Source organism: Roseiarcus sp. (assembly GCF_049514155.1).
Classification (GTDB): domain Bacteria; phylum Pseudomonadota; class Alphaproteobacteria; order Rhizobiales; family Beijerinckiaceae; genus Roseiarcus.
Genome location: NZ_JBEKVH010000034.1, coordinates 1 through 21,397, shown reverse-complemented (window position 1 = coordinate 21,397; position 21,397 = coordinate 1). Strand labels below are relative to the sequence as shown.

General features: G+C 68.7%; 18 protein-coding genes and 2 riboswitches. Of the genes, 5 read left to right on the top strand and 13 right to left on the bottom strand.

Features of this window, described 5'->3' with window-relative positions:
- Positions 1 to 184: 184 nt before the first annotated feature.
- Both ABSF49_RS07415 and ABSF49_RS07410 read right to left on the bottom strand, forming a co-directional pair.
- Complete coding sequence (locus ABSF49_RS07415) at positions 185 to 1,618, bottom strand: homospermidine synthase (RefSeq protein ID WP_424111998.1); 1,434 nt, start codon at positions 1,616 to 1,618, stop codon at positions 185 to 187.
- 158 nt (positions 1,619 to 1,776) lie between these two features.
- Complete coding sequence (locus ABSF49_RS07410; protein ID WP_424111997.1) at positions 1,777 to 3,366, bottom strand: gamma-glutamyltransferase family protein; 1,590 nt, start codon at positions 3,364 to 3,366, stop codon at positions 1,777 to 1,779.
- A gap of 95 nt (positions 3,367 to 3,461) precedes the next feature.
- Between ABSF49_RS07410 and ABSF49_RS07405 the strand changes: the two genes are divergently transcribed.
- Complete coding sequence (locus ABSF49_RS07405) at positions 3,462 to 3,698, top strand: hypothetical protein (protein ID WP_424111996.1); 237 nt, start codon at positions 3,462 to 3,464, stop codon at positions 3,696 to 3,698.
- On the opposite strand, the gene ABSF49_RS07400 is transcribed toward ABSF49_RS07405, so the two are convergent.
- Positions 3,695 to 4,756 (bottom strand): LLM class flavin-dependent oxidoreductase, encoded by a 1,062-nt coding sequence (locus tag ABSF49_RS07400; protein WP_424111995.1) that lies wholly within the window; start codon positions 4,754 to 4,756, stop codon positions 3,695 to 3,697. The two genes, ABSF49_RS07405 and ABSF49_RS07400, sit on opposite strands and share 4 nt — an antisense overlap.
- 144 nt (positions 4,757 to 4,900) lie before the next feature.
- Here ABSF49_RS07400 and ABSF49_RS07395 point away from each other — a divergent pair, with 144 nt between their 5' ends.
- Both ABSF49_RS07395 and ABSF49_RS07390 read left to right on the top strand, forming a co-directional pair.
- Positions 4,901 to 5,827 (top strand): ABC transporter ATP-binding protein, encoded by a 927-nt coding sequence (locus ABSF49_RS07395; RefSeq protein WP_424111994.1) that lies wholly within the window; start codon positions 4,901 to 4,903, stop codon positions 5,825 to 5,827.
- Positions 5,824 to 6,603: an ABC transporter permease gene (locus ABSF49_RS07390; RefSeq protein ID WP_424111993.1), complete on the top strand. Its 780-nt coding sequence runs from the start codon at positions 5,824 to 5,826 to the stop codon at positions 6,601 to 6,603. The genes ABSF49_RS07395 and ABSF49_RS07390 overlap by 4 nt, the downstream gene beginning before the upstream one ends.
- Before the next feature lie 29 nt (positions 6,604 to 6,632).
- Here ABSF49_RS07390 and ABSF49_RS07385 read toward each other — a convergent pair whose 3' ends face one another.
- Positions 6,633 to 7,754 (bottom strand): Rieske 2Fe-2S domain-containing protein, encoded by a 1,122-nt coding sequence (locus ABSF49_RS07385; RefSeq protein ID WP_424111992.1) that lies wholly within the window; start codon positions 7,752 to 7,754, stop codon positions 6,633 to 6,635.
- A gap of 165 nt (positions 7,755 to 7,919) precedes the next feature.
- Here ABSF49_RS07385 and ABSF49_RS07380 point away from each other — a divergent pair, with 165 nt between their 5' ends.
- Positions 7,920 to 8,780, top strand: a complete 861-nt coding sequence (locus tag ABSF49_RS07380; protein ID WP_424111991.1) for a hypothetical protein — start codon at positions 7,920 to 7,922, stop codon at positions 8,778 to 8,780.
- A gap of 67 nt (positions 8,781 to 8,847) precedes the next feature.
- On the opposite strand, the gene ABSF49_RS07375 is transcribed toward ABSF49_RS07380, so the two are convergent.
- Entirely contained in the window at positions 8,848 to 12,477 is a 3,630-nt protein-coding gene (locus tag ABSF49_RS07375) for a hydantoinase B/oxoprolinase family protein (protein WP_424111990.1), read from the bottom strand.
- An 87-nt stretch (positions 12,478 to 12,564) separates the two neighbouring features.
- Here ABSF49_RS07375 and ABSF49_RS07370 point away from each other — a divergent pair, with 87 nt between their 5' ends.
- Complete coding sequence (locus ABSF49_RS07370) at positions 12,565 to 13,554, top strand: aldo/keto reductase (RefSeq protein WP_424112004.1); 990 nt, start codon at positions 12,565 to 12,567, stop codon at positions 13,552 to 13,554.
- Positions 13,555 to 13,663: 109 nt separating this feature from the next.
- On the opposite strand, the gene ABSF49_RS07365 is transcribed toward ABSF49_RS07370, so the two are convergent.
- The 8 genes from ABSF49_RS07365 to ABSF49_RS07330 all read right to left on the bottom strand — a co-directional run bounded on the left by ABSF49_RS07365 (position 13,664) and on the right by ABSF49_RS07330 (position 21,226).
- Positions 13,664 to 14,347, bottom strand: coding sequence for an HAD hydrolase-like protein (locus ABSF49_RS07365; RefSeq protein ID WP_424111989.1), 684 nt, complete (start codon positions 14,345 to 14,347; stop codon positions 13,664 to 13,666).
- Positions 14,344 to 14,805 (bottom strand): GyrI-like domain-containing protein, encoded by a 462-nt coding sequence (locus ABSF49_RS07360; protein WP_424111988.1) that lies wholly within the window; start codon positions 14,803 to 14,805, stop codon positions 14,344 to 14,346. Before ABSF49_RS07360 ends, ABSF49_RS07365 begins: the two co-directional genes overlap by 4 nt.
- Positions 14,806 to 15,205: 400 nt before the next feature.
- On the bottom strand, positions 15,206 to 16,750 hold the full coding sequence (gcvPB, locus tag ABSF49_RS07355; protein WP_424111987.1) for an aminomethyl-transferring glycine dehydrogenase subunit GcvPB: 1,545 nt from the start codon (positions 16,748 to 16,750) through the stop codon (positions 15,206 to 15,208).
- Complete coding sequence (gene gcvPA / locus ABSF49_RS07350) at positions 16,747 to 18,105, bottom strand: aminomethyl-transferring glycine dehydrogenase subunit GcvPA (RefSeq protein ID WP_424111986.1); 1,359 nt, start codon at positions 18,103 to 18,105, stop codon at positions 16,747 to 16,749. Before gcvPA ends, gcvPB begins: the two co-directional genes overlap by 4 nt.
- A 6-nt stretch (positions 18,106 to 18,111) precedes the next feature.
- Positions 18,112 to 18,489 (bottom strand): glycine cleavage system protein GcvH, encoded by a 378-nt coding sequence (gene gcvH / locus ABSF49_RS07345; RefSeq protein WP_424111985.1) that lies wholly within the window; start codon positions 18,487 to 18,489, stop codon positions 18,112 to 18,114.
- A gap of 28 nt (positions 18,490 to 18,517) precedes the next feature.
- Positions 18,518 to 19,648, bottom strand: a complete 1,131-nt coding sequence (gene gcvT, locus ABSF49_RS07340) for a glycine cleavage system aminomethyltransferase GcvT (RefSeq protein ID WP_424111984.1) — start codon at positions 19,646 to 19,648, stop codon at positions 18,518 to 18,520.
- 74 nt (positions 19,649 to 19,722) lie between these two features.
- Positions 19,723 to 19,816: riboswitch (glycine riboswitch) on the bottom strand.
- 3 nt (positions 19,817 to 19,819) lie between these two features.
- A riboswitch (glycine riboswitch) is annotated at positions 19,820 to 19,913 on the bottom strand.
- A 40-nt stretch (positions 19,914 to 19,953) separates the two neighbouring features.
- Positions 19,954 to 20,619 carry a hypothetical protein gene (locus ABSF49_RS07335; RefSeq protein WP_424111983.1) on the bottom strand — a complete coding sequence of 222 codons (666 nt, stop codon included), beginning with the start codon at positions 20,617 to 20,619 and terminating at the stop codon, positions 19,954 to 19,956.
- Positions 20,620 to 20,686: 67 nt separating this feature from the next.
- Positions 20,687 to 21,226: an invasion associated locus B family protein gene (locus tag ABSF49_RS07330; protein ID WP_424111982.1), complete on the bottom strand. Its 540-nt coding sequence runs from the start codon at positions 21,224 to 21,226 to the stop codon at positions 20,687 to 20,689.
- Positions 21,227 to 21,397: the final 171 nt, after the last annotated feature.

Below are 21,397 nucleotides of genomic sequence, written 5' to 3'. Positions count from 1 at the left end.
CAGCGCTCGACGGGTTGCAGGGCGCCCATGGCATGCTTCGTCGCTCCGCTTCTGGCGATGATAGCTGCAATATACATTATTTTGATGTTATATTCGACACTCTCCGCCACCCCACCGGCGCGCGCAAAATGGCGCCCAGCCCGTTGATATCCCTCGCTCGCGCAACGAACTTGTCGCCGCCCCCCTACCGCACCAGCACATTCCTGAACTGCCACGGATCGCTCTCGTCGATGTCTTCGGGAAACAGCCCCGGCCGTCCCGTCAGGGGGGTCCAGTCGGTGTAGGCGCCGATCACCGGGCCAAGGTAGGGGGTCTGCACTTCGAGGCAGCGGCAATAGTCCATCTCGTCGGCTTCGACGATGCCGGCCTTCGGGTTCTCCAGCGCCCACACCATGCCGGCGAGCACCGCGGACGTCACCTGCATGCCGGTCGCGTTCTGGTAGGGCGCGATCGCCCGCGTCTCCTCGACCGAAAGCTGCGAGCCGTACCAATAGGCGTTGCGCTTGTGGCCGTAGAGCAGCACGCCGAGCTCGTCGATCCCGTCGAGGATCTCCGCCTCGCCGAGGATGTGATGCTCCTTCTGCATCGCGCCGGCGCGGCCGAACATTTCGTGCAGGGAGAGCACCGCGTCGTCGCAGGGGTGATAGGCGTAGTGGCAGGTCGGGCGGTAGATCGCCTCGCCCTGGTCGTTGCGCAGCGTGTAGTAGTCGGCGATCGAGATCGATTCGTTGTGGGTGACGAGGAAGCCGAACTGGCCTTGCGCCGTCGGCGTCCACGAGCGCACGCGGGTGTTGGCGCCGGGCTGCTCGAGATAGATCGCCGCGCCACAGCCTTCCTTCTGGAAGCCGGCGTTGGCCGGCGTCCAACGCTCGTGCGTGCCCCAGCCGAGCTCGGCCGGCTGCATGCCTTCGGAGAGGAAGCCCTCGACCGACCAGGTGTTGACGAAGACGTTGCGCGGCTTCGGCTGCTTGGCGCGCTGGGTGTCGCGCTCGGCGATGTGGACGCCTTTGACGCCGAGCCGCTGCGCCAGCCGGCCCCAGTCCGCGCGCGTCTTCGGCGCGTCGCCCTTGTCGCTGAGATCGGCGGCGAGATTGATCAGCGCCTGCTTGACCAACCACGACACCATGCCCGGATTGGCGCCGCAGCAGGAGACCGCAGTCGAGCCGCCGGGGTTGGCGCGCCGCTCGGCTTGCACCGTCTCGCGCAGCGCGTAATTGGTGCGCGACGCGTTGCCGCGCGACGTGTCGAAATAGAAGCCCGGCCACGGCTCGACGACGGTGTCGATATAGAGCGCGCCGATCTCGCGGCAATAACGCATGATGTCGAGCGACGAGGTGTCGACCGACAGATTGACGCAGAAGCCCTGGCCGCCGCCCTCGGTCAGCAGCTTGCCGAGCGTCTCGCGATAGTTCTCCGGGGTGATGGCGAGATGCACGAAGCGGATGCCGCGCTCGTCGAGCAGCTTGCGGTCCGACCCGTCGGGATCGATGACGACGAAGCGGTCCTTGTCGTAGTCGAAATGGCGCTCGATCAGCGGCAGGGTTCCCTTGCCGATCGAGCCGAAGCCAATCATGACGATCGGGCCGGCGATGCGAGCGTGGCGGCGCCAATGCGGCATGAAGCTCTCTCCTCGTGGCGGACAGGGTCGCCGGGGTCCGGCGCGGCGCTCTAAAAGCAAGCTGAGCCCGGCGCGTCAATAGGCGGGGGCGCCACGTCAGCCTATGGCGCGGACTTCTCGCGTTTCGACGACGGTTTCGTGAATTGCCGCGGCTGGCCTCAGATCCCCGCCGCCCCGCCGTCCGAGCGCGGGTCGTGCGCGGCGGCGATCTCGCCCCTAGGCGAACGCATCAGCGCGCCGGCGTGGCCGAACAGGTCGCGCTCGGCCGCGCTGCGCCGTTCGATCGCGTGGCCTGCCGCGACAAGCGCCGAGGCGACGGCGTCGTCGTAACCCTCTTCGAGTTTGACCGTCGCTTCCGGCTCGCCCCAGGCGCGGGTGAAGAAATGCCGCGGCGCGGCGAGCGCGGCGTCGAGCGCTTCGCCGGCGGCGATGCGCGCAAAAACCTGCGCCTGGAACTGCGGCTGGCCGTCGGCGCCCTTCGAGCCGTAAGCGAGGACGCGGCCGTCGTCGAACACCGCGAGGGCCGGGTTGAGGGTGTGGAACGGCCGCCGCCCCGGAATCAGCGGATTGCGCGACTGCGGATCGAGCGAGAAGGCGGCGCCGCGGTTCTGCGTCAGCACGCCGGTTCGCGGCAGGACGCAGCCCGAGCCGAAGTCCCAGAACACCGACTGGATGAACGAAACCGCGAGGCCGGCGGCGTCGATCGCACCCATCCACACCGTGCCGCCCCTGTCGGGCTTGAGCGGCCAGGGGGCGGCGCGGCGCATGTCGATCCGCGACGCCTCGCGATCGAGGTTCGCTGGCGAGAGGAGCGCGCCGAAGTCGTGCGTCACATGGGCGAAATCGACGCAGGCCTGGTCGCGGATCGCCATCGCGCGCTTCGCCGCTTCGATCAGCGCGTGGGCGTGGGCGAAACCCTCGGGCTTGCCCGGCGCCAGCCGCTCGTAGAGGCCGAGCAGCATCAGCGAGGCGAGCCCTTGGGTCGGCGCCGGGGTGTTGAACAGCGTCGCCGTCTTCAGCCGCAGCGACAGCGGCTCGCGCCATTCGGCGCGATAGCGCGCAAGATCGTCGCGCGTGATCGGCGCGCCGATGCGCTCGAGGTCGGCGGCGATCTCGCGCCCGACGTCGCCGCGATAGAAATCGTCGAGGCCGGCGCGCGCGAGTTGTTCGAGCGCATCGGCGAGCCGCGGCGCGCGGCGGATCGATCCGGCCTCGACCGGCTTGCCGTCGACCATGAAGGCGTCGGCGAAACCGGGCGCGGCGACCAGCGCCGGATCGCTGGTCACATCGAAGCGCGCCTCCGACGCCGAGACCGGATAGCCGTCGCGCGCCCTCCGCACGGCGTCTTCGAGCAACGAAGGCAACGGCAGCCGGCCGCCGCGGGCGCGCGACAGTTCGAGCGCCAGCGTCCAGCCGCCGAGCGCGCCCGGCACGGTCAGCGTCGCCTTCGGCCCGCGGATCGGCACGGCGTCGAGGTCGAGCGCGCGATAGGCGGCGATCGAGGCGCCCGCGCCGGCGTAGCCGCAGGCTTCGATCGCCCGCACGCGGCCGTTCGGCTCGCGGATCAGCCAGAAGCCGTCGCCGCCGATCGAGGCGTTGTGGGGATAGACGACCGAGATCGTCGCCGCCATCGCGATCATCGCTTCGATCGCGTCGCCGCCCTGGGCGAGAACATCGCGGCCCGCCTGCGCAGCGAAGGCGTGCGGCGCGGCGACGGCGGCGCGGGCATAGACGGCGGTTTCGGACAAGGGGAGGGGCTCGTTTGCGGGAATCAGGCGATGCTTGCACGCTGCGGCCGGTTGGTATAGCCCTTTCGCCGTCTCGAAGCCGCCCGGAGCGCGCCGTGCACGCCAAAGGTTCGATCAACTGGATCAACGTGTTGACGATCGTCAGCGTCGCCGTGCTGGTCGGCACGGAACTGGTCGGCGCCGCGGGCGCGGCCGGCTGGGCGATCGGCGGCCTGTTCCTGCTCGGCGACCTCATCACCCACATTCTCGAGGGGGTGTTGATCCTCTGCGCGCTGTTCGGCCTGACCCGCTTCCTGCATGCGGTGCTCGGGCACGAGCAGCTTCGCTACTAAGGCTGAGGCGCGGAAGCGCGCGCTTGTTCGGCGAGAGCTTGGCGCACCGCCGGCGCGACCATTGTCCCGAACAGCTCGATCGAGCGCATGATCGCCGCGTGCGGCATCTGCCCGACGCGCATCTGCATCAGATAGCGCTGGTGGCCGAAGATTGCGTGCTGGGCGAGGATCTTGGCGATCGCCTCGGCCGGCGTCCCGACCGTCAGGTGGCCGTTCGGCGCCCGGCCGGCTTCGAACTGGGCGCGCGTCAGCCCTGGCCAGCCACGCTCGCGGCCGATGCGCGACATCGTCTCGGCATAGGGCTCGTAGAAGGCGGCGGTCGCTTCGACTGCGGTGTCGGCGAGGAAGCCGTGGCCATTGATCCCCAGCGCCAGACGGGCAGGGTCCTGGCCGGCGCGCTTGGCGGCCTCGCGATAGAGATGGGCCATCGGCGCGAAACGCGCCGGCTCGCCGCCGATGATCGCGAGCGCGAGCGGCAAACCCAGAGCCCCGGCGCGCGCGATCGATTGTGGCGTGCCGCCGACCGCGATCCAGACGGGCAGGGGATTCTGCAGCGCGCGTGGATAGACGCCGAGGTCCTTCAGCGGCGCGCGAAGCTTCCCCTCCCAGGTTACGCGCTCGCTGGCGCGGATCGCGAGCAGCAGCTCGAGCTTCTCAGCGAACAATTCGTCATAGTCGTCGAGGTCGTAACCGAACAGGGGAAACGACTCGATGAACGAGCCGCGTCCCGCCATGATCTCGGCGCGTCCGCACGAGAGCAGGTCGAGTGTGGCGTATTGCTGATAGACGCGCACCGGGTCGTCGGAGCTGAGCACGGTGACGGCGCTGGAGAGGCGAATGGTCTTGGTGCGCGCCGCTGCGAAAGCAAGCGCGACGGCCGGCGCGGAAACCGCGTAGTCCGGCCGATGGTGCTCGCCGAGCGCGAACACGTCGAGCCCGACGCGGTCAGCGAGCTCGATCTCCGCCATCGTCTCGGCGAGCGTCCGCTCGACATGGATCGGCCGCCCCGTCGCCGGGTCGCGCTCGGTCTCGACGAAGGTGTAGACGCCGAATTGCATGGCCTTGATCCTTCGCCGAAAAGGGGAATCCACTCGTCGCGCGCATTGTGGCGGCCGCCGACCCGATCGGCAACCTCGGCGAAGGTTGCGCGCGCGCTCGGCGTCTGTAGGCTTGCGCCGCGCGCGCCGCGACGAGGACCGTTCATGCCGCCGATGATTTCCGCCAGCGACGTCACCAAGACCTACGCGTCGGGGTTCACCGCGCTTGAAAACGTCAACCTCGAGATCGTCAAAGGCGAGATTTTCGCGCTCTTGGGGCCCAACGGCGCCGGCAAGACCTCCCTGATCGGCGTCATCTGCGGCATCGTCTCGATGACCTCGGGACGGGTCCTGGTCGACGGCCACGACATCGAGCGCGAATATCGCGCCGCCCGCTCGAAGCTGGGCCTGGTGCCGCAGGAGATCGCGCTCGACATCTTCTCGACGGTTTGGAACACCGTGCGCTTCAGTCGACGCCTGTTCGGCCGCCGCGCCGACGATCGCTACGTCGAAAGCCTGCTGCGCGACCTCTCGCTTTGGGAAAAGCGCGACAGCCGGATCGTCGAGCTGTCCGGGGGGATGAAACGGCGCGTCATGATCGCCAAGGCGCTCAGCCACGAGCCGGACGCTGTGTTCCTCGACGAGCCGACCGCCGGCGTCGACGTCAACCTTCGCCGCGACATGTGGGCTCTGGTCCGCAGGCTGCGCGACAAGGGGGTCACTGTCATTCTGACGACGCACTATATCGAAGAGGCCGAGGAGATGGCCGACCGGGTCGGCGTCATCGACAACGGACGCCTGGTGCTGGTCGAGGACAAGACGGCGTTGATGCGCAAGCTCGGTAAGCGGCGGCTGATCCTCACGCTTCACAAGCCGTTGTCCGAGCTTCCCGCTTCGCTGGCGGGTTGGCCGCTGGAACTCGATCACGCCGGACTGCGCCTCACCTACGCGTTCAATGCGGACGCGGAAGGCGCCGGCATTTCTCGCCTGCTCGAACGCCTCGGCGAACTGGGGATCGACTTTCGCGATCTCGAGACCTCGACGAGCACGCTGGAGGACATTTTCATCGACCTCGTGGGGCGGAGCGCATGAGCAAGGCGATGTCGATCAACGCGGACGGCGTCTGGGCGATCTACCGCTCGGAGATGGCGCGCACGGCGCGCACGATCCTCCAGAGCGTGGCGATGCCGGTGATCACGACGGCGCTTTATTTCGTGGTCTTCGGCGGCGCGATCGGGTCGCGCATTCAGCGGGTCGAGGACGTCAGCTACGGCGCCTTCATCGTGCCGGGCTTGATCATGCTCTCGCTTCTGACCCAAAGCATTTCGAACGCGTCGATCGGCATCTACTTCCCGAAATTCACCGGGACGATTTTCGAGGTCCTGTCGGCCCCGCTCTCCTATATCGAGGTCGTGATCGCCTATGTCGGCGCCGCCGCGACCAAATCGGTCGCGATCGGCCTGATCATCCTGGCGACTGCGACGCTCTTCGTACCGGTCCACATCCTGCATCCGTTGTGGATGGCCGCGTTCCTGGCGCTGACCTCGGTCGCCTTCAGCCTGTTCGGCTTCATCGTCGGCATATGGGCCAGGAGCTTCGAGCAGCTCGCGATCTTTCCGGCGCTGGTGGTGACGCCGCTCACCTTCCTCGGCGGCGCGTTCTATTCGATCGACATGCTGCCGCCATTCTGGCGCACCGTGAGTCTGTTCAATCCGGTCGTCTATCTGGTGAGCGGGTTCCGCTGGAGCTTTTACGGCAGCGGCGACGTGAGCGTCGTCGGCAGCCTCGCCTTCACCGCCGTCTTCATTGCCGCGTGCCTCGTGATTTTGTGGCGGATGTTCCAGACCGGCTATCGGCTCAAGCCCTAAACCGCGATGAAGCGAGACCGACGGCCGCTTCAGGCGTCGTCGCCTGCTTGCGGAACAGGCGTCGCCATCGCATGGGCCTTCCGGCCGCCGCGCTCGACCGCAGCGCGCGCCTCGACATGCGCGAGTAGATCGCCGGCCGTCTCGAGGCAGCGCTTGGCCAGCATCCGCGCGCCTTCCGCCAGTTCCGCCGATTCGCGCACGATTTCGACGTTGCGCTCCATGTCTTCGTGCGACCAGCCGCGCGAATGCGCGACATAGGGGAATTGCGGAAAGGAGAAGCCGAGTTCGGCGAAGAAGCCGAGCATCTGCCCGGCGACCGCCTGGATGTTGTCCTGACCGCCGACGATGATGAAGCCTGCAACCTTATTGCGGATCAGCACCTGGTTGCGAATGGTGATCGCATTCTGCACGCAGTTCAGCCGCTCGGCCATTTTGAAATAGAGCGACGACGCGGCGCCCCAGCGGATTGGCGAGGCGACGATGATCGCGTCCGCCCAATGCACCAGCGCTTCGTAAACCTGGTCCATTTCGTCGCCGGCGTCGAGTTGCGTGATCGAGCACGGCCAGGTGCACGCGCGCGCGTTCTTGGAATAAAAGCCCTCGCAGGCGCGGAACTTCAGCGCGTTGAGACGGATGAGCCGCGTCTCGGCGCCGAGGCGTTCCGCCTCGCGCAAAGCGTGACCGAGCAGATGATCGGAACCGGAAAAGCGGGGATTGGCTTCATCCATCGCCGTTGTCGAAACGCCGGCGAGCCGCAACGGTCCGGCGCCGCGCACGATCGGACGCGCTAGCGGATGGGGGGCGTGCGGCGCCTTGTTGCGCTTGCTGGCGCCGGCAAGATTGACGAGAACCCGGCCGCCTTCCTCTCTGACCGGGAAGCCCGGCACGCAGTCGGTTTCGAAGCCCGGCTCGCCGGCGCCGGTGCAGCGATGGAACTTCCAGTAGTGCCAGGGGCAGACGATATAGTCGCCCTCCAATCGCCCCTCGCCGAGCGGTCCGCCGACGTGATTGCAGAGGTTCGAAACCACGCCGACTCGGCCGTCAACCGACGAGACCGCGAAGTCCTGCCCTTGCACGCGGACTCGCTGCAAGGGCGCGGCCGAGAGTTCCTCCAACGATCCGATGTCGATCCACGTCTCGAGGTCCGCCACCGCACGTCCCCTTGGCGTTTCCGTCCCAGGAAATCCAGCGAACGACGCCACGATCGCCGCGCTGACCTCTGTTCGCGTGTAACATGGCGTTGTTACGGGCGAAAGCATCGCAGGGCCATCGATCCGCGCTCCATCTTGCGGGTCGCGCCAAAGGGAGCGCTCGCCATGCCTATAACGCCGTCCTGGCGACCGCTTGGCGGCGTCGACGCAAAGCGCCTGGGCGAAGCTCGGCTTCAGGCGCATTACGCCGTGCAATGGTTGGCGAGGCTCGCCCGCGCCGCCGTGCCGCCGCAGCCGGACGACAGCCACACCAATCTCGGCTGGGACGATGAACTCGACGGCTTCGTGACTCATCGGCTTCGCGACGGCGGGCGGCTCGGGCTGCGGCTCAGCGATCTCACGTTGTCGGCGGAGGACGGCGCGGCGGGGCGGCCGCAGCGCTCATTCTCGCTCGTCGGCCGCAGCGACGCCGAGGCGCGCGAGTGGGTGGGTCTCGCGTTTGCCGCCGACGGGCTGGACGCGCAAGCGCTCGACGCGCTCTCGCCCTACGCGATGCCCTCCCACGCGATCGCTCGAGGAGGAAACTACGGCGGCGCCGACCTAAGCGCGGCGCTGGTCGATCTCGCCGCCTGGTTCGCCAACGGTCGAACCGCGGTCGAGAAGGTGCGCGGCGCGATGCTCGGCCACGGCTGCGATGCGCCGGCGCCGCGCTGTTGGCCGCACCATTTCGATTTGGCGACCCTGACGTCGTTCCCCCTGCCGCGTCGCGCGACGACGGCCTACATCGGCGTCGGCCTGTCGCCGGGCGATCGCTTCTATGGCGAGCCGTATTTCTACCTCTCCGTCTATCCCGCGCCCGATCCCTCGGCGTTGCCGAAGCTGCCGCCGCTCGGCCATTGGCGCGTCGAAGATTTCACCGGAGCGGTCGCGACGGCCACGGCCATCTTAGCGACAGCGCGACCTGAAGCAGAGACCGACGCGTTTCTCGCCGCCGCCCTCGAAGCGGCGCTCGCTCTGTGCCGGTGAGCCTCGTGTCCGCGACACGGCTTGGCGGCGGGACCGAGAACCCTTCTCCTGCTCGCGGGAGAAGGGATCAGCCCTTCTTCCCCCATCCGCCGCCCGTCGGCGTGACGATTTCGATCGCTTCGCCGGCCTCCAGCACGGTCTGCGCGCAGCCCGGCAATTCTTCGCGCCGCCCGTCATTGCGTCGCACGATGTTGCGACCCAGTTCGCCCGGATCGCCGCCTTCCATGCCGAAGCTTCTGACGCGGCGGCGGTCGGTCAGCAGCGCGAGCTCCATCGGCTCGCTGAAGCGGATGCGCCTGAGCGTGCCGTCGCCGGCGTTCCAGCGGCCCTTGCCGCCGGAGCCGCGGCGGATGTGAAAGTCCTCGAGCACGACCGGGAAGCGGCTCTCCAACACTTCCGGGTCGGTCAGACGCGAGTTGGTCATGTGAGTGTGGACGGCGCTCGCGCCGTCGAAGCCGGGCCCGGCCGGCGCGCCGGAGCAGATCGTCTCGTAATACTGATAGCGCGCGTCGCCGAAGGTCAGGTTGTTCATCGTCCCCTGCGCCGAACCGAGCGCGCCGAGCGCGCCGAACAGGGCGTCGACGACCGCCTGACTGGTCTCGACGTTGCCGGCGACCACGGCGGCGGGATAGCGCGGCGCGAGCATCGAGCCATCGGAGATGACGATGCGGATCGGTCTCAGGCAGCCGGCGTTCATCGGGATGTCGTCGTCGACCATGACGCGGAAGACGTAGAGCACGGCGGCGCGCGCAACCGGCTCGGGCGCGTTGAAGTTGTTCGGCTGTTGCAGCGAGGTTCCGGTGAAGTCGACCGTCGCCTCGCGCGCGGCGCGATCGACCGTGATCTTCACTTTGATCAGAGCGCCCTGATCGGTCTCGACCGCGAATGCGCTGTCCTTGAGCCGGTCGATGACGCGCCGCACGCTTTCAGCGGCGTTGTCCTGCACATGGCCCATATAGGCGACGACGGTCTCAAGCGAGAAGGCTTCGACCATGCGGCGCAGTTCCCGCGCGCCCTTCTCGTTGGCGGCGATTTGCGCTTTGAGGTCGTTAACGTTCTGCACCGGATTGCGCGCCGGGTAGGGGCCGCTGGTCAGAAGTTCGACCAGCGCCTTGTCGCGGAACCGCCCGCGCGCGACGAGGCGGAAATTGTCGATATAGACGCCTTCCTCTTCGATGGTCGTCGCGCGCGGGCTCATCGAGCCGGGCGCGACGCCGCCGATGTCGGCGTGGTGGCCGCGCGAAGCGACCCAGAACAGGATCGTCCTGCCCGCCGCGTCGAAAACGGGCGTGCAGACGGTGATGTCGGGCAGATGCGTGCCGCCGTTATAAGGCGCGTTGAGCGCGAAGACGTCGCCGGCGCGGATGCGGCCGGCGTTGGCGCGGATGATCGTCTCGACCGAGCGGTCCATCGACCCAAGATGGACCGGCATGTGCGGCGCGTTGGCGACCAGCCGACCCTCGCCGTCGAACACCGCGCAGGAGAAGTCGAGCCGCTCCTTGATGTTGACCGAATAGGCGGTGTTCTGCAGCGTCACGCCCATCTGCTCGGCGATCGACATGAACAGGTTGTTGAAGATCTCCAGCATGACGGGATCGGCCTTGGCGCCGATCGCCTCGCGCCGCGCCGCCGGTCTGATCCGCCGCAGCACGACATGGTTCTTGGTGGTGATCTCCGCGCCCCAGCCGTCCTCGACGACGATCGTCTGGTGCGGCTCGATGATCAGAGCCGGGCCGGCGACGCGCGCGCCGAGTGCGAGCGCTTCGCGGCGGAAGACGCCGGCCTTGCGCCACGCGCCGTGCGAGAAGAAGCGCGTCTGCACAGCGGCCGCGGGCGGCGGCGCGTGCGGATCGATGGCGCGCGCGCGTTCGGCGAAACGCGCCGCGCCGCCGATCGCCTCGACCGCGACCGCTTCGATCGTCAGCGGCTTGACTCGATCGATGAAGCCGAAGCGCAATCTATGCGCCTTCTCGAACGCGCGGCGCATCGCGGCGGCGGCGGCGAGTGCAATCTCAAGCGAAGTGTCCGAACCGGCGTAGCGCACATGCGCGGCGGCGCAACGCTTGATCGCCGCCGCCGCGACGCCCTGGCCCTCGACCTCGCGCGCCGCCGCGTCGCCGAGTCGCGCGATGAGCGGTGTGAGCCGCGCGAGCGCGTCGTCGGCGAGCGGCTCCTCGACCCCCTGGCTGCGGTGGGCGCTGATGTCGGCGAGCCCCATGCCGTAGGCCGACAGCAGCGACGACAGCGGATGGATCAGCACCGTCTCGATCGCCAGCGCGTCGGCGACGTCGCAGGCGTGCTGGCCGCCGGCGCCGCCGAAGCAATTGAGCGCATAGCGGGTGACGTCGTAGCCGCGCGCGACGGATATCTTCTTGATCGCCTCGGCCATCTTGGCGACCGCAACGGCGATGAAGCCGTCGGCGACGTCCTCCGCGCTGCGGCCGCCGCCGATCTCCGCCGCCAGCGCGGCGAAAGCGGCGCGCACGGCCGCCGCATCGAGAGATTGGTCCTGGCGCGGGCCGAAAATCCTGGGGAAGAATTCGGGCGAGAGCTTGCCGACCATCAGATTGGCGTCGGTGACGGCGAGCGGGCCGCCGCGGCGGTAGCATTTCGGGCCCGGATCGGCGCCGGCCGAATCCGGCCCGACTCGAAAGCGCGCGCCGTCGAAATGGAGGATCGAGCCGCCGCCGGCGGCGACGGTGTGGATCTTCATCATCGGCGCGCGCATACGCACGCCGGCGACCTCGGTCTCGAACGTGCGCTCGTAGCTTCCGTCGAAATGGGCGACGTCAGTCGAGGTGCCGCCCATATCGAAGCCGATCGTCTTGGCGAAGCCGGCGCTCAACGCGGTGCGCGCCATCGCGACGACACCGCCGGCCGGGCCGGACAGGATCGCGTCCTTGCCGGCGAATAGCTCGGCGGCGGTGAGGCCGCCCGACGACATCATGAACATCACCCGCGCGCCGGTTCGCTTGGCGTCGAGCGCGCTCGCCACACGCCGCACGTAGCGCGCGAGGATCGGCGACAGATAGGCGTCGACGACGGTCGTGTCGCCGCGCCCCACCAGCTTGATCAGCGGCGAACATTCGTGGCTGACCGACACCTGGTCGAAGCCGAGCTCGCGCGCGATCCTCGCCACTTGTCGCTCGTGCTCGGGGTAACGATAGCCGTGCATGAAGACGATCGCCACCGCCGCGAAGCCGTCGGCCCTGGCGCGCGCGAGCGCGGCGCGCACGGCGTCGAGATCGGGCGCCGTCTCGACCGTTCCGTCGGCGAGCGTGCGTTCGTCGATCTCGATCGCCTCGGCGTAGAGTTGCTCCGGCTTGACGATGTTGCGCGCGAAGATGTTGGGCCGCGCCTGGTAGCCGATCTCCAGCGCGTCGCGGAAACCCTTGGTCGTCACCAGCAGCGTGCGTTCGCCGCGCCGCTCGAGCAGCGCGTTGGTGGCGACGGTGGTGCCCATTTTGACGGCGCCGATCGCGCCCTCGGGGATCGCGTCGCCTGACGCAAGGCCGATCAGATCGCGGATCGCTTGCACGGACGCGTCGTCGTAGGCGGGGTTCTCCGACAGCAGCTTGCGCGCGTGCAGGCGGCCGCGCGGGTCGCGGCCGATCACGTCGGTGAAGGTGCCGCCGCGGTCGATCCAGAAGTCCCAGCGCCGCCGTTCCCGCGCATCGCCTCCGCGGTTTGTGATCACGCTCGCCTCTTTCGCTGTGGCGCTTTTGTGGCATGGCCCGGCGCCGGGGTCTATATTGGCGGCGAGGGGCACAAGGAGTTTGCGGCGATGGAAACGGTGCGGTTCGGCAAGACGGGCATGAAGGTCACACGGCTGTGTCTCGGCTGCATGACCTACGGCTCGACGAAGTGGCGCGACTGGGTGCTCGACGAGGAGGCGTCGCGGCCGTTCATCCGCGAGGCGCTCGAGCGCGGCATCAATTTTTTCGACACCGCCGACATGTACTCGGACGGCGCGAGCGAGGAAGTCCTCGGCCGCGCGCTGAAGGAATACGCCAAGCGCGACGAGGTCGTCGTCGCCACCAAGGTCTTCAACCCGATGGGGTCGGGGGCGAACGCGCGCGGCCTGTCGCGCAAGCACGTCATGGAGGCGATCGACGCCTCGCTGAAGCGGCTCGGCATGGATTACGTCGACCTCTACCAGATCCATCGCTTCGACGCCGAGACGCCGATCGAGGAGACGGTCGAAGCGCTCGACGACGTCGTGCGCGCCGGCAAGGCGCTCTATGTCGGCGCGTCGTCGATGTGGACCTGGCAATTCGCGCGCATGATCTCGGTTGCGCGCGAGCGCGGACTGGCCGAGTTCGTGTCGATGCAGAACTTCTATAATCTCGTCTATCGCGAGGAAGAACGCGAGATGATGAAGTTCTGCCTCGATCAAGGCGTCGCCGTCATCCCGTGGTCGCCGCTGGCGCGCGGCTATCTCGCGCGCGAGGGCGCGGCGCCGCTCGGCGAAGGCGCATCGACGGTGCGCGGGCGCACCGACGCTTACCCGCGCGCACTCCAGCTCGGCTCGCGTCAGGATGAAGCGATTCGCCGCCGCGTCGGCGAAGCAGCCGACAAATACGGGGTCAAGCCGGCGGTGGTCGCCTTGGCCTGGGTGCTGTCGAAACCCTATGTCACCGCGCCGATCGTCGGCGCCTCGAAGCCGCACCATCTCGCCGATGCGGTCGCGGCGCTGTCGCTCAAGCTCGATGCGCGCACGGTCGCGAGGCTTGAAGAGCCGTACCACCCCAAGGAGGTGGTCGGGCATCAGTGAGGCTTCCCCTCATCCGGCGCTTCGCGCCACCTTCTCCCGCATGCGGGAGAAGGGTTTCGCCCCCTCTCCCGTATGCGGGAGAGGGCCGGGGTGAGGGCAAGTCGAGGTGTTACACCGCCCGAGCGAACACCGCGTCGACCGCATTGGGGATCTCGCGCGGCGAGGCGATGATCGGGTCGGCGCCGGCTTCGGTCAGCTCCGCTCGGTCGCCGTAGCCCCATAGCGCGCCGATCGCCGGAATGCCGACCGCGCGCGCGCCGAGCGCGTCGTAGCGGCGGTCGCCGATCATCACGATGCGCTGCGCCGCTTCGAGCCGTGCGCCGGCGATCGCCGCCGTCAGGACCGTGCTCTTCTCCGCGCCCCGCCCGTCCGAATTCGCGCCGTAGACTCCGTCGAAATAGTGGTCGAGGCCGAAGTGCGCGACGACGCGTTGCGCATCCGCCCGTCGCTTCGATGTCGCGACGAACAGGCGGTCGCCGCGCGCGCGCAGATGATCGAGCGCCGCCGCGACGCCGTCGTAGACCTTGTTCTCGAAAATGCCGATCGTGTCGTAGCGCTCGCGGTAGAACTCTAGCATCCGGTCGGCGTTCTCGTCGCCGGCGAGCTTGGCGAAGCTCTCGCGCAACGGCGGACCGACGATCCAGCCGAGTTCTGACTCGGCTGGAATCGGCCGGGCGCCGCCATCCTCGGCGTTGAGCCGGCGCAAGGCCTCGCGCGTAGATCGCTGGATTCCGGCCGCGGAATCGGTCAGCGTGCCGTCGAGGTCGAACAGGACCGCCGCGGCTTCGGTCATTTCAATAGCACGTAGATGTCGACCTGCAGATTGGGGTCTTCGGGCGATTTGATGTCGTTGAGGTATTCCTCGACGAAGACGTCCTGGGCGTCGACGCCCTTTTCGTCGAGATAGGCGGTGATCGCCTCGTAGGTGCCGTCGATGTCGTCATAGGCGCCGCGATGCTCGAATCGCATCGCCTTGCCGACCGGCGTCTCGCCGATCTTCACCGCATCGGAGAGTTGGGTCTTGCCGTCGGGCGCTCCGGCGAGCGGCACCGCAGCGCGGAACTTGAAGCCGGAATCGTCGGCCTCGAGGAAGATGGCGATCGGATGATCGACCGGCTTGAGCCCGGCCTTGCCGATCTCAGTCCGCACCAGGCCGATTGCGCCGATGATTGCCGAATAGACTTCGTCGCGGCCGGCCCTGCCGTCTAGGTAGGCGGCGGGCCGCGCCGTCAGGTCGGTCGTTTCGCCCATCGAGCCGTCGCTGTCGCCGGAAGCCGCGCTGGGCGTGGGCGCCGGCGTCGCGGCCGGGGAAGGATTGGCGGCCGGCGCCGGCGCGCCCGGCGAGGGGACCGGGGCAGGCGAAGCGGAGGCGGGGGTCGGAGTCGCCGCGGGCGAGGATGCAGCCTCGCTCGGCGCCGGCGCGGCGGCGGACGGCGAAGCCGCAGGCGCAGCGGCCGCGCCGGGGGATGGCGCGGGCGTCTGTTGGGCCGCGGCCGCTGCGGCAAACGCAACCAACGCGCAGGCGAGCCACGCCGCGCGCGCTCGCGTCAAGCTGCGGTTCATCGCTTAGCCCCTTCCGCCGGTTGAATGTTGCGTCGCGCCAGTATGCGGGCAAGCGCGCGCGGCGCCAAGCGGTCCGTGGTCGCGGCCTTTAGGCCGGCGCCGGCTTCGCCCAGCGCAGCGTCGGCTGGCGCGCCGCCCGCGTCTCGTCGAGTCGCCGTCGCGGCGCGGCGACCGGCGCGGCGACGAAGCGCTCGCGCTCGCCGGCGAGCGCGCTCATCGCCAGGTCGCGCAATGTCATGATGAACAGGTCGAGGCTCGCCTTCGATTCCGATTCGGTCGGCTCGATCAGCATCGCGCCATGCACAACCAGCGGAAAATACACCGTCATCGGGTGGTAGCCTTCGTCGATCATCGCCTTGGCGAAGTCGAGCGTCGTCAGGCCCGTGTCCTTCAGCCAGCGGTCGTCGAACAGGGCTTCGTGCATGCACGGCCGGTCGCCGAAGGGGGCCGACATCAGGTCGACGAGCGAGGCGCGCACGTAATTGGCGGCGAGCACTGCGTCCTCCGCGGCCTGCCGCAGCCCGTCGCCGCCGTGCGACAGGATGTAGGAGAGGGCGCGCACGAACATGCCGACCTGGCCGTGGAAGGCGCTCATGCGGCCGAACGCCTGCGTCCCTTCGCTGTGTTCGGCGAGCGACAGCGATGGGCCGTTCCTGACGATCGACGGCGCCGGCGCGAACGGCGCGAGCCGCTCGGACAGGACCACCGGTCCGGCGCCTGGGCCGCCGCCGCCGTGCGGCGTCGAGAAGGTCTTGTGCAGGTTGATGTGCATCGCGTCGACGCCGAGGTCGCCGGGCCGCGTCTTGCCCATCACCGCGTTGAAATTCGCGCCGTCGCAATAGAAATAGGCGCCCGCCGCATGCACGGCGTCGGCGATCTCGACGATGCTGCGTTCGAACAGGCCGCAGGTGTTGGGATTGGTGAGCATGATCGCGGCGACGTCGGGCGCCAGCGCCGCGCGCACCGCTTCGGCGCTGACAACGCCGTCGGCCTCCGCCGGAACCGCGCGCACCGAAAAGCCGATCAGCGCCGCGGTGGCGGGATTGGTGCCGTGAGCGGAATCGGGCACCAGGACCACGGTGCGGGTCTTGTCCTCGTCGCGTGCGGCCAGCGCCGCTTTGATCGTCATCATGCCGCACAATTCGCCGTGCGCGCCGGCCTTCGGCGACATCGCCACCGCGCTCATGCCGGTCAGCGTCAGCAGCGCATGCGCCAGCGAATCGATCAGCTCCAACGCGCCCTGCACGGTGGCGATCGGCTGCAGCGGATGGAGATCGGCGAAGCCCGGCAGGCGCGCCATCTTCTCATTGAGGCGCGGGTTGTGCTTCATCGTGCACGAGCCGAGCGGATAGAGCCCGGCGTCGATCGAATAATTGTTGCGCGACAGTCGCACGTAATGGCGCACCGCCTCCGGCTCGGTGAGGCCGGGCAGGCCGATCGCTCCGTCGCGCGCGTGCGCGCCGAGTTTCGAGGCGAACGGCGTCGGCGCTTCGAAGTCGACGCCGGTCGCGTCGAGCCGGCCGGTCTCGAAGATCAGCGCCTCTTCGATGTCGAGGGCGCGGTTGCCGGTGAACGTGCCGCGGCGCGGCGCGTCGCCCGCGTTCGGGCGGGTGGGGCGACCCTGGTTGTTCATTTCTGTCGCCCCCCTTGCAGACTTTGCGCGAGCGCCTCCGCATAGGCTTGCCGGTCGGCCGGCGTCGAGACTTCGGTGGCGGCGACGACGATCAGGTCGTCGAGCCCGGCGCGCGGCGCGAGCCGCGCCACCGGCAGGCCGCCGATGATTCCGCGCGCAGCGAGGTCGTCGATCAGCTCCGCCGCATCGCGCGGCGTGCGGATGGTGAATTCGTTGAAAAACGCGTCGTTGAGCACGCTGACGCCGGGAATCGCCCCGAGTCGCTCGGCAAGATCGACCGCGGCGGCGTGATTGAGCGCGGCGACGCGGCGCAGGCCCGTTTCTCCGAGCAGCGTCAGATGGATCGAGAAGGCGAGCGCGCACAGGCCGGAATTGGTGCAGATGTTGCTCGTCGCCTTCTCGCGACGAATGTGCTGCTCGCGGGTCGACAGCGTCAGCACGAAGCTGCGTCGCCCATCGGCGTCGACCGTTTCGCCGGCGAGCCGTCCCGGCATCTGCCGCACGTTCTTCAGCCGGGTCGCGAACAGGCCGACATAGGGGCCGCCGAAATTGAGCGCGTTGCCGATCGACTGGCCTTCGCCGACGACGATGTCGGCGTCCATTTCGCCCGGCGATCGCACCGCGCCGAGCGACACCGCCTCGGTGAAGACGGCGACCAGCAGCGCGCCCTTGGCGTGGGCGGCGGCGGCGATCGGCTCGAGGTCGCGGAGGTTTCCGAAGAAGTCAGGCGACTGGACGACGACGCAGCTCGTCTCGTCGTCGATCTGAGCCGCGATGTCCTCCGCGCCGCGCGGATCGAGCGGAAGGCGCACGATCTCGTCGTTCGCCATCGCGCCGAGCGTGGCGGCGACGTCCGAATATTGAGGATGCAGACCGCCCGACAGCACCGCCTTGCGCCGGCGGGTGAGGCGGTGCGCCATCAGGATCGCTTCGCCGCAGGCGGTCGAGCCGTCGTACATCGACGCGTTGGCGACCTCCATGCCGGTCAGCGCGGCGACCTGGGTCTGGAACTCGAACAGCACTTGCAACGTGCCCTGGGCGATCTCGGGCTGATAGGGCGTGTAGCTGGTCAGGAATTCCGAACGCTGGATCAGGTGGTCGACGGTCGCCGGGACGTGGTGGCGATAGGCGCCGGCGCCGAGGAAGAAAGGAACCGACCCCGCCGCGACGTTGCGCCCGGCCATACGCGTCAGGCGCCGCTCGACCTCGATCTCACCCAGGCCGTTCGAGAGGTCGAGCGGCGCGGCGAGTCGCTTGGCGGGGGGAATGTCGGCGAACAGGGCGTCGATGTCGGGCGCGCCGATGCGCGTCAGCATCTGGGCGCGGTCAGTCGCGTCGAACGGCAGATAGCGCATTGTGGCTCACGCGAGGGTCTTGAGGAAGGCTTCGTAGTCGGCCTCGCTCAACAGCGAGGCGAGCTCGCCCGCGTTGGCGAGCTTGATCTTGAAAATCCAGCCGCGGCCCATCGCGTCCTCGTTGATCAGCCCAGGCTGCGCATCGACGTCCGCGTTGACCTCGACCACTTCGCCCGAGACCGGCGCGAAGACGTCGCTCGCCGCTTTGACGCTCTCGACCACCGCTGCGCTGTCGCCCTTGGCGAGCGCGGCGCCGACGGCGGGCAGTTCGACGAACACGACATCGCCGAGCGCCTGCTGGGCGTGATCGGAGATGCCGATCACGGCCACGTCGCCTTCGACGCGCACATATTCATGATCCTTGGTGTAGCGGGTTTCGGTCATGAGCGCGTTCCTTTTCGCAAGCGGGTCGTCAGCCGCGGTGATAGGCGTGGGGGTGGAAGGGCAGGGGCGAAACGCGCGCCGCAAGCGGCTTGCCGCGCACCATCAGCGACACTGGCGTTCCGGAAGCCGCGGCCGAACTCGCGACGTAGCCCATGGCGATCGGCGCGCCGACGCTAGGTCCGAAGCCGCCGGAGGTGATGCGGCCGATCTCGGCGCCCGAGGCGTCGACGATTTCCGCGCCTTCGCGCGCCGGCGCGCGGCCGTCCGGCCTGAGGCCGACCCGCTTGCGCGCGGGGCCCGCGACAAGCGCGGCCTGGACGCGCGCCGCGCCGGGAAACCCGCCTTCGAGCCGCCGCCGCTTCTGGATCGACCAGGCGAGCCCGGCCTCGATCGGATCGATCGTCTCGTCGAGCTCGTGGCCGTAGAGGCAGAGGCCCGCTTCCAGCCGCAGCGAATCGCGCGCGCCAAGGCCGATCGACGCTACGTCAGGGTCAGCGAGCAGTCGCCGCGCGAAGGCTTCCGCCTCGTCGGCCGGCAGCGAAATCTCGAAACCGTCTTCGCCCGTGTAGCCGGAGCGCGAGACGAAAGCGGAGATTCGGCCGAAGCGGACTGGCTGCGTCGACATGAACGCCATCGCCGCGAGGCCGCTGTTCGGCTCAAGCCGCTGGAGGACGGCGACGGCGGCTGGGCCCTGGAGTGCGACGAGCGCGAGTCGGTCGAGCCGCGTCAGCCGAACCGAGGGCGGAAGGTTCGATTCGAGCAGCGCAAAATCAATGGCTTTGCGCGCGGCGTTGACGACCAGGTTGAGCCGGCCGTCCGCCCCCGGCGGCCGCGAGACCATCAGGTCGTCGACGATTCCGCCCTCGGGGTTGAGCAGTTGGCTGTAGCGCTGGCGGCCCGGCGCGAGGCCAAGAAAGTCCGCCGGACAGAGTCGCTCGAGCGCGGCGGCGACGGTCGCGTGGTCGGATCCGACGAGTTCCGCCTGGCCCATGTGCGAGACGTCGAACAGGCCGGCGTGGGCGCGGGTATGGAGGTGTTCGGCGAGGATGCCGGATGAGAATTGAATCGGCATGTCGTAGCCGGCGAACGGCCCCATCCGCGCGCCGAGTTCGACATGCAGCGCGTGAAGCGGCGTACGCAGCGTCGCGGAATCCGACATGGAAGCACCCCGGTCGCAATCAATCGAGCGGCCGCGGCGCGACGTCTAAGGCGCGTTGGACCCCGCGGCGCCCCCTCTGTCTCGAGACCTGAGAGATTTCCCGCCGCAACGCGGCGGTTACCCCCGTCGGTGGGCGGACGCGCAGCCGGCGCCTGCCGCTTTCCAGAGCGTCATCACCCAACGGTCCATTGGCCTGAGCGTTTCCGGGGCGGTTGCGCCTTCGGCGCCGGAGGCTGACGCCTCCGGACTCTTCCGCTGGGTGTCTTCGACTGACTCGGGCAGGAAGCCCGAAGCGCCGCGCTTTGTCAATTCGGCGCGTCGGTCTTCTTCGGCTTCGGGTGCGGCTTCTTCGGCTTCGGCGCCGGGGCCGCCGCCTTGCCGTTGTCGAAGCCGACGGTCAACGTGTAGTCGTCGGCGAGCTCGGTGCGGGTCATCGGCAGGACGATCGGTTCGGTGACGAGATCGAACGGCGCGTCGCCGTTGTCCGGCACGCTCGCCTCGACCTTGTAGACCTTGGTGAAGGCGTCCTTCTTCGTGTTCTCGTCGTGGACAGTGACGCGCAGCGGCGCGCTGTAGGTCCCGGGCTTGCCGGCCGGGCCGATCAGTAGGCGGCCTGAGACGCCAACCTTGAGGGTGAACTGATTGGCGGACACCGGCGCGCATTCGCGCGCCGTCTGGCTGATGGCGAACTGATAGCGCACCGTCGCGTTGTCGGGACCGCCGATCCGCGCCGCCGCGCCGCCCTCGTCGATCTCGACCGGCGGACACTGGAGCTCTTCGGCGGTGAGCGGCAAGGCGACGGGCTTCTCCGAATCGGGCGTCGCGGCGTCGGCATTGTGGACCGGGGCGGTGTCGCGCACCGAATGGGCGCCCGGCATGAAATTGTCGAGCGTGCTGCAGGCGCCGAGGAGGCCGGCGGCGGAAAGCGCCAGCGCCAAGGGGAGGGCGCGGGGGAGGGCAATGGACTTCATCGAATCTCGCTCCGGGTCGCTGAAACGTGCTTCTTGCCGTGGCCGCGTCGCGGCGCGCCGCTCAATCTTAGGGCAGTTTGTCGAACGCGTCCTTGAATCCCGCCATGGGCGCCGGCACGCCGATGCCTTCCTCCGGCGTCTGAAACAGGACGAACGTCATTGTCTGCGCGCTTTCCATGCGCTGCAAAAGCTTGTCGTCGATCAGCGTCTCGGCGACGCAGCCGTTGGGCAGGCAGCGCACGAATCCCATCCGGCCGACGTCGTCGGCGTCGAGTTTGAGATCGAGGCCGGTCGGCAGCAGCGCGCCGAGCGGGGCGATGACCCGCAACAGCCGACTCTTATGGTCGGCTGTCTTGAGCGCAATGATCACCAGGGTGATGTTCGGGCGCTGGTCGTCGACGACGCTCTGGATGACCGCGCATTGTTCGTTTGCGGCGCCTGGCGGCGTCTCGCAACGCGTCTCCCAGGCGCTCGCGGCGTCGCCGGCCGCCGCCGCGCCGCCATTCGCCAGCGCCAAGCCGACCGCGACGAGCCCGACGGCTGCGGCGCGCGACGGCCGCACGGCTGTTCGCGTTCGGGTCCCGCCGCCGGCAAACTCCGAAGCCATCAATACCGCTGTCCGCCTGCCGCCGAAACCCTTGCCCTATCAAAAGTCGCAGTCCTGTCAAGACGCGCGCCGCGACCGTGGCGCAGGGCGGATCGACGCTCTGCGCGGACCTTCTTTGTGATTTGCAATCCGTCAGAATGCGGTATGATGCCGCAGGGCCGCGGCGCATCG